13 protein-coding genes are annotated in these 13,829 nt (G+C 33.2%); 5 read left to right on the top strand and 8 right to left on the bottom strand.

The window, feature by feature from the left end; genetic code table 11:
• From FEF17_RS12350 to FEF17_RS12365, 4 genes are all read left to right on the top strand, one after another.
• Nucleotides 1–2,412 (top strand): T9SS type B sorting domain-containing protein (locus tag FEF17_RS12350; RefSeq protein ID WP_139002725.1); only part of this gene is annotated, 2,412 nt, incomplete at its 5' end.
• 11 nt (nt 2,413–2,423) lie between these two features.
• Nucleotides 2,424–3,344, top strand: coding sequence for a PorP/SprF family type IX secretion system membrane protein (locus tag FEF17_RS12355; protein ID WP_139002726.1), 921 nt, complete (start codon nt 2,424–2,426; stop codon nt 3,342–3,344).
• 15 nt (nt 3,345–3,359) lie between these two features.
• Nucleotides 3,360–5,282 (top strand): OmpA family protein, encoded by a 1,923-nt coding sequence (locus FEF17_RS12360; RefSeq protein WP_139002727.1) that lies wholly within the window; start codon nt 3,360–3,362, stop codon nt 5,280–5,282.
• A 122-nt stretch (nt 5,283–5,404) separates the two neighbouring features.
• Complete coding sequence (locus FEF17_RS12365; protein ID WP_139002728.1) at nt 5,405–5,899, top strand: VOC family protein; 495 nt, start codon at nt 5,405–5,407, stop codon at nt 5,897–5,899.
• A gap of 206 nt (nt 5,900–6,105) precedes the next feature.
• Here the strand turns inward: FEF17_RS12365 and FEF17_RS12370 are convergent, their stop codons facing one another.
• From FEF17_RS12370 to rpsA, 8 genes are all read right to left on the bottom strand, one after another.
• A complete protein-coding gene (locus FEF17_RS12370) occupies nt 6,106–6,600 on the bottom strand; it encodes a CAP domain-containing protein (protein WP_139002729.1) in 495 nt (164 codons plus the stop codon).
• 165 nt (nt 6,601–6,765) lie between these two features.
• Complete coding sequence (pdxH, locus tag FEF17_RS12375; protein WP_139002730.1) at nt 6,766–7,413, bottom strand: pyridoxamine 5'-phosphate oxidase; 648 nt, start codon at nt 7,411–7,413, stop codon at nt 6,766–6,768.
• Nucleotides 7,414–7,913: 500 nt separating this feature from the next.
• Nucleotides 7,914–8,822 carry a ribonuclease Z gene (locus FEF17_RS12380; RefSeq protein WP_139002731.1) on the bottom strand — a complete coding sequence of 303 codons (909 nt, stop codon included), beginning with the start codon at nt 8,820–8,822 and terminating at the stop codon, nt 7,914–7,916.
• A 1-nt stretch (nt 8,823) separates the two neighbouring features.
• A complete protein-coding gene (locus FEF17_RS12385) occupies nt 8,824–9,294 on the bottom strand; it encodes a DUF3291 domain-containing protein (RefSeq protein WP_139002732.1) in 471 nt (156 codons plus the stop codon).
• Nucleotide 9,295: 1 nt separating this feature from the next.
• Complete coding sequence (locus FEF17_RS12390; RefSeq protein WP_139002733.1) at nt 9,296–9,628, bottom strand: ribonuclease Z; 333 nt, start codon at nt 9,626–9,628, stop codon at nt 9,296–9,298.
• A gap of 2 nt (nt 9,629–9,630) precedes the next feature.
• Nucleotides 9,631–10,560 (bottom strand): aspartate carbamoyltransferase catalytic subunit, encoded by a 930-nt coding sequence (locus FEF17_RS12395; protein WP_139002734.1) that lies wholly within the window; start codon nt 10,558–10,560, stop codon nt 9,631–9,633.
• 5 nt (nt 10,561–10,565) lie between these two features.
• Complete coding sequence (pyrR, locus tag FEF17_RS12400) at nt 10,566–11,105, bottom strand: bifunctional pyr operon transcriptional regulator/uracil phosphoribosyltransferase PyrR (protein WP_139002735.1); 540 nt, start codon at nt 11,103–11,105, stop codon at nt 10,566–10,568.
• A 129-nt stretch (nt 11,106–11,234) separates the two neighbouring features.
• Nucleotides 11,235–13,076, bottom strand: coding sequence for a 30S ribosomal protein S1 (gene rpsA / locus FEF17_RS12405; RefSeq protein ID WP_139002736.1), 1,842 nt, complete (start codon nt 13,074–13,076; stop codon nt 11,235–11,237).
• A gap of 327 nt (nt 13,077–13,403) precedes the next feature.
• Here rpsA and FEF17_RS12410 point away from each other — a divergent pair, with 327 nt between their 5' ends.
• Nucleotides 13,404–13,784, top strand: coding sequence for a LysM peptidoglycan-binding domain-containing protein (locus FEF17_RS12410; protein WP_139002737.1), 381 nt, complete (start codon nt 13,404–13,406; stop codon nt 13,782–13,784).
• Nucleotides 13,785–13,829: the final 45 nt, after the last annotated feature.

Raw genomic sequence — 13,829 nt, forward strand, 5'->3', positions numbered from 1 at the left:
ACTGTAGAAGATAATGTTGATCCTACTGCTATCTGTCAAGATATTACAGTACAACTTGATGCTTCTGGTAATGCGAGTATTACAGCAGCTCAAATTGATAATGGTTCTAATGATGCTTGTGGTATTCAATCACTTGCTTTAGATGTTACGTCTTTTGATTGTTCTAATGTAGGGGCTAATACTGTAACCCTTACTGTTACAGATAACAACAATAACACAGCACAATGTACAGCAACAGTAACTGTAGAAGATAATGTTGATCCTACTGCTATCTGTCAAGATATTACAGTACAACTTGATGCTTCTGGTAATGCGAGTATTACAGCAGCTCAAATTGATAATGGTTCTAATGATGCTTGTGGTATTCAATCACTTGCTTTAGATGTTACGTCTTTTGATTGTTCTAATGTAGGGGCTAATACTGTAACCCTTACTGTTACAGATAACAACAATAACACAGCACAATGTACAGCAACAGTAACTGTAGAAGATAATGTTGATCCAGTATTAATTACACCTGCTTCTCCCATTGTAGTTGAATGTGATGGTAATGGGAATAATGGTGAAATAGAAGCATGGATTCAAAATAATGGAGGTGCAGTAGCCACTGATGCGTGTGGACTAACTTGGGATAATGATTATGCCGGTCAAAATTCAGACTGTTCTGCACCAGTAGAAGTAACTTTTACGGCTACTGATGACAATGGTAATAGTATATCAACAAAAGCTACTTATTCAATATCAGATACAATAAATCCAACAATAATCACTCCTGCTGCTGATCAAACAGTTCAGTGCGATGGTGCTGGAAATATTTCTGAATTTGAAAATTGGTTAAATACAAATGCAGGTGCTCAGGCCACAGATGATTGTTCAGCTATAGCTTGGTCCAACAACTTCAGCGTATTAAGCGATGAATGTGGATTAACAGGTAGTACATTAGTAACATTTAGAGCTACTGACGGTTGTGGTAACTTTATTGAAACAACTGCATTGTTTACAATTGCTGATACAACGCCTCCTGCTTTAGCTGGTGGTGCCGATGGAGCTGCTGAGTGTACAGGTACTGATCCTGCTCTTAATGCCGATTATATCGCTTGGAGAGATAGTTTCGCTGGTGTAACTTCTACTGATATTTGTGGCGCTGCTACAATGAGCTTCTCTGAAGGTACTTGGGATTCTCAAGGATGTACTGATACTATAACTGTAACTTTTACAGCAACTGATGAATGTGGATTGACTTCTAGTCAAGATCAAACTTTCGTTATCTCTGATACAACGCCTCCTGCTTTAGCTGGTGGTGCCGATGGAGCTGCTGAGTGTACAGGTACTGATCCTGCTCTTAATGCCGATTATATCGCTTGGAGAGATAGTTTCGCTGGTGTAACTTCTACTGATATTTGTGGCGCTGCTACAATGAGCTTCTCTGAAGGTACTTGGGATTCGCAAGGATGTACTGATACTATAACTGTAACTTTTACAGCAACTGATGAATGTGGATTGACTTCTAGTCAAGATCAAACTTTCGTTATCTCTGATACAACAAGTCCAGAGCTTATAACTGAGTTCCCTGCCCCTATTTCAGTTAGTTGTGATAATATTCCTGATGCGGCTGATCTGGCATTTGCAGATAACTGTTCAACTAATGTGACTGTTACATTTACTGAAGAGTATATGTATACAACAAATGACACGGAAGAATATGAAATTAAAAGAACTTGGACTGCTGTTGATGAATGTGGTAATCCAGCTGCTGTAGTAGAACAGATAGTAACTGTTACAATAGATGAATTTGTTATACCTACGACCGCTGATGCTTGTGTGGATGATGGTACCGTAGACCTTAACCAATTTGCAAGCGACCTAGATGAGGATTCAAGTTGGTCATTTATTTCAGGTGTAACAAACGATATTGTGTTAAATGATAATATTTTCGATCCATCCAACTTATTAGATTTCACTGGCGATTATGTATTTAGCTATACATACACAAGTCCAACTGGATGTCTTGAAACTACTGAGGTAACCATTAATGTAAATGACGAATGTGTGGTATTCCCATGTACCTCGGATGACATAATAATCTCTAAGGCTGTAACTCCGAATGGTGATAGTTATAATCAGTCATTTGATATTGATGCTGATCCTGGATGTGGGTTCCGTGCAGAAGTTAAGATCTTTAACAGATGGGGAGCTTTAATATTCGAGTCGGCAGACTACCCAATAGGAATTAATGCAACAGGCTCACCTGATTCTCTGAAATGGGAAGGTCAAGCAAATGGTGCTATTGGTAATGCAGACACCGCTCCAAATGGAACATATTATTATATAGTCACTTTAAAAAATAGTACTGGAAACAGTGGAGTTGGATTACCTCCATTTACTGGACCAGTTTACTTAGGAACCAAATAAAACTTTAACCTATGAAACTTATTAAACATTACATAATCGCAATTGCATTGTTTAGTTGTACGTTTGGAGTTGCGCAACAGTTACCGCAGTTCACACAGTACATGTACAATACAATTTCTATTAATCCCGCTTATGCTGGTAGTAGAGAAGCCTTGAGCATTGTTGGCTTGCATAGAAGTCAATGGGTTGGCTTTGATGGTGGTCCAATAACACAAACACTGTCTATTCATTCACCTTTAAGGAATGATAGAATTGGTTTAGGGCTATCTTTTATTCAAGATGATTTAGGTCCGGAGAATTTCTCGTATTTATATGGAGACTTCTCATATAGCATACCAACTGGTGTCGATGGAAAGCTTGCTTTTGGTTTAAAAGCTGGATTCACGAGTTATAGCTTAGACCCTGATTTTAGACAATCACAGAGTTTCGACCCTTCTATTCGAGGTATTGAAGATCGTTGGACTCCAAATATTGGATTAGGGGTATTCTGGCATACCAATAAATGGTACTTAGGATTATCGGCTCCTCGAGTATTAAATACAGATAGAAATAAAGAAGAAGGCTTTGAAGCTCTAGAGCGCTTAAGTTACTACTTCACTGGTGGTTATGTATTCGATTTAAGTAAAAGTATTAAGTTTAAACCATCTTATTTAATAAAAGCAACTAATGGTGCTCCATTGTCATACGACTTCACTGCCAATTTCTTATTCAATGAAAAGTTTTGGTTAGGAGGTTCTTATAGAGTTAATGAGCAAACAGGAGCATTTGGTGGCTTTGCAGACTTTCAAGTTTCTAGACAATTACGTGTAGGTTATGCTTACGAAAAGCCAATCTCCGATATTAATGACTTCACTAATGGTACTCATGAAGTATTGTTAATTTACGAATTCAAGTTCTTAAGCAATAAACTAAAATCACCTAGATATTTCTAATAAAAAAATCACCCCATGAAATTAAAAAATTACATATTAGTTTGTATCCTATTGACGGTGAGTTTTACTGCCTCTGCGCAATATGGAAAACAGAAAAAAGCAGATACTTTATTTAATAAGTTTTCATTTGTAAAAGCTTCTGAAGCTTATAAAGAACTTATTGAGAATAAGTATAATGAAGACTACGCCGTTAGACGATTGGCGGATTGCTATGCACTCTTAAGAGATGCAAAAAATGCAGCCAAATATTATAAAAAGGCGGTAAACCAAGAGAATATTCCTATTGAGTATTACTATAACTATGCACAGGCTCTTAGAGGTATTGAAAAATACGATGAATCCAAAGAATGGATGAAACGCTATAAAGATTCTGGTGGAGTTATAAATACTAGCAAGTACTTAAAAAAAGGTAATTTCATAACAAATATCTTTAATGCTAAGCAACAGTATTTTTTAAAGAAGTTTAACCATAATTCAAAATTAAGTGATTTTGGAGCTTACGAGCATAACGGTAAAATATTCTTTGCTTCTACAAGAGACGAAGGTGTTTCTATAAAGCGTTTATATGGTTGGAATGAACAACCATTCTTAGATGTTTACGCGGTAGATAAAGATAGTAAAGAACCTGCGGACCATACATCAAAAATTAAAGGAGACGTTAATTCCATTTATCATGATGGTCCTGTGGCCATTACAAACGATGGCAACACGATGTACTTTACAAGGAATAGCTTTATTAAAAACGTTTATGACAGCAATAGTAAAGGAATTAATCAAGTAAAAATTTACAGAGCAACATTAACTGATAGTACATGGACTAATGTTGAAGATCTATCTATAAACGATTCGGAGTTTAGTACGCAACACCCTGCACTGAGTTCAGATAATAAAAAATTATATTTCGCTTCAGACAGACCTGGAGGGATCGGCGCTAGTGATATTTATTATGTAGATATTAACGATGATGGCTCTTTAGGCGAACCAAAAAATCTTGGTGAAGTTGTTAACACAAAAGGAGCAGAAGGAATGCCTTACATAAATAACGAGGGCAGTTTATTCTTTTCTTCGGATGGGCATGTCGGACTTGGAATGTTAGATATTTTTGGAACTATTGCCAATGAAGAAGGTGAAATAGTTGATATTATTAATCTTGGTGTTCCTGTAAACTCAAGTAAAGATGATTTTTCATTCACGATGAATGAAGATGGTCTTTCGGGATATTTTGCTTCTAACAGAGCTGGTGGTATGGGAGATGATGATATATATGCCTATAATAGAGTACCATTATTAAATGTTGAAGGTACTGTTACAGATGTTGTAAATAAAAAACCTGTTCCTAACGCTATCATTACCTTATTAGATGGTAATGGCAAACAAATAGCTTATATGGAAACGGATGAAGAGGGTTATTACGAAATCAATATTGACAGAGATATGGATTATAAAATTACTGCTAGTCAGAAAAAGTATGAGGATGATTCTAAAGACTTTACTTCTAAAAATATTGAGACTAGCGTAACAACTATTACTGCTGATCTTGAATTAACTCCAGTAAGAGATGTTGTTAAATTGGCGGATTTAGGAATTATTTATTTCGACTTCGACAAGCACAACATTCGTCCTGATGCAGCTTTAGAGCTTGACAAAATTGTTAAATTGATGAACGAGACTTATCCAGAAATGGTTATAAGAATTGAATCTCATACAGATTCTAGAGGTACATTGTCATATAACGATAAGTTATCCATTGATAGAGCGAACTCTACTTACGAATACTTAATTAGTAATGGTGTTGATAAATCAAGAATTACAGCACATGAAGGATTTGGAGAGCGTAGGCTAACCAATGGATGTGATGGTAGTGTTAATTGTGAAGAAGATAATCACCAATTAAATAGACGTACTGAATTTATCATTATTCAGATGCAAAATGAATAAAGTTTGAATCCAAACATTTATTTTAAAACCATCAAGTGAAAGCTTGGTGGTTTTTTTGTTTATATATCTCTACTCAATTGCCAAGTATTTTTTTAACTTGTTCATAATTAACAACTAAAAAGATGAAAGATCTAAAAGCAATTAAGAACTCAAAAATCTTTATGCTGCTTATATTTATACTTATCTTCTTATCTACATGTCAAAAGACTGATAAACAAATTAATTTAAATAGAGTTCCTGAGCTAGCTTCTTTTGCTTCATATAATCATACGGCATTGGTGGTAAAAGATTTAGATTCTAGTGTTGCTTTTTACCAGTATATCTTTAATTTTGATACAATCAACTACCCTTTTCCATATAGAGAACATATAAGAGCAAAATGGCTATCTATTGGGCATAATGCTGAATTACATTTAGGCGAATTTATTGGAGACACAACACAATACTATTACCCTGGACATATTGGATTTACGGTTAAGTCCATAGATTCTATATTTTCAAGACTATTAAAGCTTAATTATACGTTACCTCAGATTGAAAATATGCCAAATGGCGAAAGAACTATTCATATTACCGATATTGATAGTAATAATATACATATCATTGAAAGTAAATAGATGAATAGAAGTTGAAGTCCATCATAAAAATTAAAAAATCCTCTCAAATATGAGAGGATTTTATACCTAAAGCTAAATTCAATAACAACAAGTTATCAAAAAATAACCATTTATATACTAATACATGCAATACAAATACTGCACTTAGTTGCTACTAATCAGTAAATAAAAGGCTATAAGGTTTGTTACTTTGTGATAAAGCAATTTTATTTTTTTATGAAGATATTGGTATAATACCATTTGCCTTCTTTGCTTTGCTCTGCTGAAATTTCAAAATTTGTAAAATCGCCTTCAATAGTTGCTTTATGTCCTTCACTTCTTATCCAAGCATTAACTACAGATTGCGCTGAAGTATAACCGTAAGCTACATTTTCTGAAACTTTTTTCGCACCAGCATTATTTTTCAAATAGGTACTTCTAGTATAAAAATTATCATGAGAAACCACTTCATTGTCCACCATATAATCTGTATGTGTATAAGCCACAGATTTTACAACAGACATTGATTCTAAGGCGTTAAGGCCTAAAGATAGTCTATGATCATTAATAAGTTCTAATACTTCAATTTCGATTGTTTTGGTCGTAGGCACAACTAAATCTGCTGTAATAGCTTCTACATTGTCCTCTACACTATCCGTTGAACATGAGTAAGTTAGGATAGTAAACAGCACCAATAATGGCAGTTTTCTTAATAACTTCATAAGTAGGTAAATTTAGATTTGGTTCTGTAAAATTAACCGCCTACTACGAAGTGAGTGTTAAAGAAATGTTAAAATCGATTAAAGACATGTATTTTATCGTCTTTTTATGTTTTTAATCGATGAATTGCAATATGTAAAACAGAAAAAATGTATTTCATCGTTATTTTAAGGAGATAATCGATGTATTTGCCAATTAAAATCATCTTGAATTCGATATCTAATTCTGTCGTGCAATCGATTAGGGCGACCTTGCCAAAATTCAAGCTCTACGGGTTTAACTATGTATCCACCCCACGTATCAGGCCTCGATATTTCTTTCCCTTCAAACGCTTTTTCTAATGCTGAAAGTTTATTTTCGAGTTCTTTTCTATCAAATATAATTTCACTCTGATTTGATGCTAGAGCACCTAATTGACTTCCTCTTGGTCGTGATTCAAAATAACCATCGCTTAAATTAGCAGGAATCTTTTCTGCTTTTCCTTTTATAATAATTTGGCGCTCTGCTCCATGCCAAAAAAAAGACAAACAAACATTGGGATTTGCTTCAATAGATTTTCCTTTTTCACTTGTATAATTAGTATAGAAAATGAACCCTTCGAAGGTATATTTCTTGAGAAGGACTACCCTATTCTTAGGAAAACCATCATGCCCTATCGTCGATAAAGTCATGGCGTTTGTTTCATCTTCAGCAAAAAAAGAGTCAACCTCATAAAACCATTTTTGAAACAGTTCCATAGGGTTTTCTGGTACATCCTCTAGAAGTAACTCACCTTTTTCGTATGATTTTCTATAATCGCCTAAATCTTTTTCCATACAAGTGCAAGTTACACGTTTTTTAAAATAAAATAAATACTATTTTCATTATATTAATTCAAAATTTAAAGATTGATAATTTATTTAATCCATTGATATCAATAAGCAAATAGAGAAAGTAGCAAGTTATTTGAAGACCCAGAAGAGTTCAAGAATCGCAAAGGGATTTTATTCGAATGGAGCATTTAATTTGTTATTATGGAAAAGTGTGAGAAACGCGTAAATGAGTTAATAAGAATTTTGATTTGATTGAAACTATAATTTATAATAAACTTCCTGACGAGTTTTATGCCATATACAAACACAAAAGCATACTACAAGATTTATGACTCCGAGTAATATAACCAGAGTAATGGAAACTGAAATTGATTATTTATAATTTAAGTGGCCTAATAAAATTGCTTATCTAGTTTTTCCCAGTTATGTTTAAAAAGCGAGTAAATAAATGGTTAGTTAAATTTAAAGCCTATTGGGAAGGTTGGTAAATATCTCAATTTCACCTAATCAAATTCAAAAACTTTTCCATCTTCAGCTAATTCAACGTTTTTAAAAACTTCTTTAGCCTCTACTTTAAAGAAATTTAAATCATTATATCTAGTTGAATAATGACCGAGTATCAATTTACCTACACAAGCTTGTTTTGCTATTCTAGCGGCTTCTTTTGCTGTGGAATGCTTTGTTTTGGATGCTAGATGTGAATGTTTCTCCAAAAATGTTGATTCATGGTAAAGAACGCTCACATTATTGATTATTGGTACAATACTTTCTTTATAAGCAGTATCGCTGCAAAAGGCATAACTTTTTGGTTTTCTTCCGTCCATTGTCACACTTTCATTCTTAATAAGAATGCCATCTGTATTGTAAACATCAAAACCTTGTTTAAGTTTTCTATAATAGGCTATATCTATTTTTTCTTCTTGTACCGCATCAATATTTAATTTGCGGTCCCCTGGTTTTTCTTTAAATAAAAAGCCATTTGTATAAACACGATGTTCTAAGGGAATCGTAAAAACTTCTACTAACTCGTCTTCAAATATTAATTCAGAATCCTTAGAAGTTAATTCATGAAATATTAGATTATAGTTAGTCCATGAATCTGCCAACTTCATCTGAAGGGTAATCACTTCTTTAATTCCTTTTGGACCATAAATGTGTAAATCGGCTTCTCTTGTTAGAAGTCGAAAAGTAGAAATTAAGCCTACAAGACCAAAAAAATGATCGCCATGCAAATGAGAAATAAAAATGTGCTTTATACGATTGAATTTAATTTTATGCTTACGAAGTTGCACTTGGCTCCCTTCACCACAGTCAATTAAAAACATATGCTTATTGATTTCTAAAACCTGCGACGTTGTATTATTCAACGTCCTTGGCGTGGCACTATAACAACCTAATATGGATAACTTCATGCTATCTAATTGGTTTATAATTTAAAAAATCTTCAATTCCAAATTTACTTTTAAAACTAAAAGCGTATGGTGTATCTCCATGATTATTCAAGTAATCCAGTCTTTTTTTTGCATCTTGAAAAGTAGGTTCATAACCTATTGGTACAAACCAAAATGCCATATGCATCAATTTCATTTTAGAAAACCAATCTTTTCTGCGCTTAAAGACTTCTATATGCCCCGAGTGATAAGTGTAATTAAACAATGCTTCTAAACTAGCCCATACAGACATATTAATAATTAAAGTATCATCTTGAAAGACTAAAGCTGCTTCCTGTTTATCTTCATCTTGTAAGCGCCAAATAAACCCTTCTGCTTTATCCGCAATAGCATTAATTTTATCTAGATTATTCACAAAATCCTGCATTATTGGATCATCCATAGGTGCCAATCTTTTAGCAATATTTACTTGCGCTAAATGGTAATTATCCATTCTAAAACCCTAAATCACGTTCCATTTCTTCCATTTCAATTATATCATGGGCTTCTTGAATAGTTGGAACTACAACAATTTCATCTGGCACATCATCCAAATCAATCTTATTAGAAACTATTACAAAAGACTGTTTATTATTTCGATGTGTATTTGACAACTGAAGAAACTCAACTATATCCTCTACATTAATCTTATTTAAAGAAGTAAGACATATAATTATGTTGTCATTTTTAAACTTAGGATATAAAGCATGTATTTTTTTTACTAATTCAATTATAGTAGCCTTTTCTTGGGTTATAATTGACGTATTGCCAGTTTTATCTATTAACATAACTACTGTTTTATTTTTGAAGCCAATAAGTAAATTACGGCCATTCTAATAGCCACACCATTTTGTACTTGATCTAAAATAATGGCTTGATTAGAATCTGCCACATCACTAGTTATTTCTACACCTCTATTTATTGGACCTGGATGCATAATTGTGATTTCTTTATCCAACGAATCTAAAAAATCCTTATTTACACCATACTGTTGCGTATATTCTCTAGTTGAAGGAAAGTAACTTATTTCCATTCTCTCATTTTGAACACGTAGCATATTTGCTACATCGCACCAATTTAAGGCCTTACGAAGATTTGTTTCAACCTTTACACCTAACTTGCCAATATATTTTGGTAGTAATGTTTTAGGGCCACAAACCATAACTTCTGCGCCTTGTAACTGTAGGGCATAAATATTTGAAAGAGCAACCCTACTATGCAATATATCACCAACAATTACCACTTTCTTTCCTTTTACCTCACCTAGTTTTTCCCTAATAGAATAGGAATCCAAAAGCGCTTGTGTAGGATGTTCATGTGCTCCATCCCCAGCATTAATAATACTAGCATTGACGTGTTTGGATAAAAACACTCCTGCTCCTGGATTTGGATGACGCATAACCACCATATCTACCTTCATAGACAGTATGTTGTTCACAGTGTCTATTAAAGTTTCTCCTTTTTTAACTGAAGACTGTGCCGAAGAAAAATTTATAACATCCGCAGAGAGACGTTTCTCAGCTAATTCAAAAGATAATTTCGTTCTTGTAGAGTTTTCGAAAAATAAATTAGCTATGGTAATATCCCTGAGCGATGGTACTTTTTTAATAGGACGATTAATCACCTCCTTAAAGTGATCTGCAGTTTTAAAAATAAGTTCGATATCTTCTTTATTAAGATATTTTATTCCCAATAAGTGATTGACACTTAATTCGCTCATTTTATCTATTTTTCAATTAAGTAAACGGAATCTTCTTTATCTTGTTCCTTCCAATTTACTTTTACTTTTTCATTATTAATAACATCTACCTGCCTACCTCGATAATCTGGTTGAATGGGTAAATGTCTGCTAAATCGTCTGTCTATTAATGTGAGTAGTTCAATTTCATTAGGCCTACCAAAAGATTGAATAGCCGTTAAAGCCGCTCGTATACTTCTTCCCGTATATAAAACATCGTCAATTAATATGATGTTTTTATTCTCTACTATAAAGTTAATTTCGGTTTTATTAGCCGCTAAAGTTTTATCGCCTCTTCGAAAATCATCACGATAAAACGTGATATCTAAATGACCTAATTGGATACTTTTAACCTTATAATCTTCTTCAAGTATTTTAACTAATCGATCTGCCAAAAACACACCACGTGGCTGAAGGCCAATTATAACAGTATTTGAAAAGTCGTTGTGTTTTTCAATGAGTTGACAAGCCAATCGATGAAGAATGATGTTTACCTCTTTTGCGTTAAGTAAAACTTTTTGACTCATAAAATTTCCAAACGTATCTGGGATACAAAGGTAATGCAAAAAAATAAATATGATGACTATATTTAATCACAATAAAAAAAGCCTTCAATTACTTGAAGGCTTTTAATTTCACAATGAATTATAAAAAACTTATTTTTTAGTTTTTTTACCGTCCATTTTATCTTTAAGAGCTTGTAAAGCATCATTAGCATCACCTAAAGTTGGTTTTGCTTCTGCTGCTGCAGTTGCTGCTTTTTTAGCAGCTGCTTTTACGTTTTTAATCTCTTCAGCTTTAAATACAGCTGTATGAGAAGCTACTACACGCTTAAACTCTTTATTAAATTCAATGATTTTGAATTCTGCTTCTTCACCTTTTTTTAGCTTATTACCATCTTCTTTTTCAAGATGACGAGATGGAATAAATGCTACGATATCGTCATTAAATGCTACAGTAGCACCTTTATCAACGATTTCAGTAACAGCTGCTTTGTGTACCGTTTCTAAAGCGAATTCTGTTTCATATTTGTCCCAAGGGTTTTCAGTAGTTTGCTTGTGTCCTAAACTTAACTTACGACCTTCTACATCTAACTCTAAAACAATAACATCTAATTTATCTCCTACTGCACAGAACTCCGATGGATGCTTAATTTTCTTAGTCCAAGATAAATCTGAAATATAAATTAATCCGTCGATACCTTCTTCTAATTCGACAAAAACACCAAAGTTTGTGAAGTTACGCACAATTCCTGTATGCTTGGAACCTAGTGGATATTTACCTGTAATATCTGTCCATGGGTCTGGTGTTAATTGCTTAATACCAAGAGACATTTTACGATCTTCTCTATCTAAAGTTAAAATAACTGCTTCAACTTCATCTCCAACAGTTACGAAATCTTGAGCTGAACGTAAATGTGTAGACCAAGACATTTCAGAAACGTGAATCAATCCTTCAACACCGTCTGCCACTTCAATAAACGCACCGTAATCTGCAATTACTACTACTTTACCTTTTACTTTATCACCAACTTTTACCTCTTCTGCAAGAGCTTCCCATGGGTGTTTCGATAATTGTTTAAGACCTAATTGGATTCTTGATTTGTTTTCATCAAAATCAAGTATTACAACATTTAGCTTTTGATCTAACTCAACAATCTCGTTTGGATGATTGATTCTAGACCAAGATAAATCTGTAATATGAACTAATCCATCAACACCTCCTAGATCAATAAATACTCCGTAAGAAGTGATGTTTTTAACCACACCTTCTAACACTTGACCTTTTTCTAATTGACCAATAATTTCTTTCTTTTGTTCCTCTATATCAGCTTCAATAAGTGCTTTATGAGAAACTACTACGTTTTTAAATTCGTGGTTGATTTTTACAACCTTGAACTCCATAGTTTTATTTACGTACTGATCGTAATCTCTAATTGGTTTAACATCAATTTGAGAACCTGGTAAGAATGCTTCAATTCCAAAAACATCTACAATCATACCTCCTTTAGTTCTACATTTAACAAAACCGTTTACAATTTCACCAGAATCATGAGCAGCATTCACTCTGTCCCATGCTTTAATTACTCTTGCTTTTCTATGAGATAATACTAATTGTCCTGTTGCATCTTCACGAACGTCAATTAATACTTCTACTTTATCGCCAACAGCTAAGTTAGGATTATAACGGAATTCGTTTAATGAGATTACACCTTCAGATTTTGCATTGATGTCAATAATAGCATCTCTATCTGAGATATGTACTACTGTACCTTCAACAACTTCATCATTTAAAGTGTCTACAAAGTTTTCTGCTACTAATTTTTCAAATTCTTGAAGTTGTTTGTCGTCCACCTCATCAATGCCTTCTTGGTAATTGTGCCAGTTGAACTCTTTTAAGAATTTTTCAGGGTTTGCTTGAGCTTCAGATACTACTGGAGCTTCTACTGCTGGAGTTTCAGTTACTTCAACTTCAGCTTGTTTTTCGTTTTCAGCCATTTGCTGATTAAAATTTGTATTCTGTTTATTTCGGAAGTTTTAAGCGATTAAAAAACAGAAGCGTTAAATTATATTTTATATCCTTTTCCTTTTATCTTTCCGACTATCCGCTAAAAGGAGCGCAAAAATACATATTATTGAGATAATTACCTAAAAATGAGAAAATAAATAATAAAGTTGAAGTAACTTATTTGATTGACTTAGAATGTGACTTTTCAAAAATGTTGGTGTCTTAATACCAGATAACGAAAATTAAACCATAATTTATAAATTTAGATAAGAAATTATATATCTTGTAATACTCAAATTAATTTAAAATTTCCAATTATGACAATGAAAGCAAAGTACCAACCAGTCCTTGATTTAGGAGAATCTTTAAACATTCAAAACGGAAGTGTATCAGAAGAAAATGGTGTTCTAAAGGTTAAAGGAACTGCTAGTACACAATATGAAAAAAATATCCTTTGGGATAAAATAAAAGAGATAGGGGGTGATAACCCATCTGACATTAAAGCTAATATAACTGTTGCAGACGAAAGTGTTTATCATAGACACGTTGTAAGTAGCGGGGAAACATTAGGTAAAATTGCAAAACAATACTATGGTGATGCTATGAAGTATAAAGAGATTTTTGCTGCTAATAGTGATATTTTAAAAAATCCGGATTTAATTTATCCAGATCAAGAATTAATCATTCCAAATTTATAGAGATTAGGAGAACATATTATAAAAACGAATCTTTAAATAAAGATT

Source organism: Hyunsoonleella aestuarii (assembly GCF_006148925.1).
Classification (GTDB): Bacteria; Bacteroidota; Bacteroidia; order Flavobacteriales; family Flavobacteriaceae; genus Algibacter_D; species Algibacter_D aestuarii.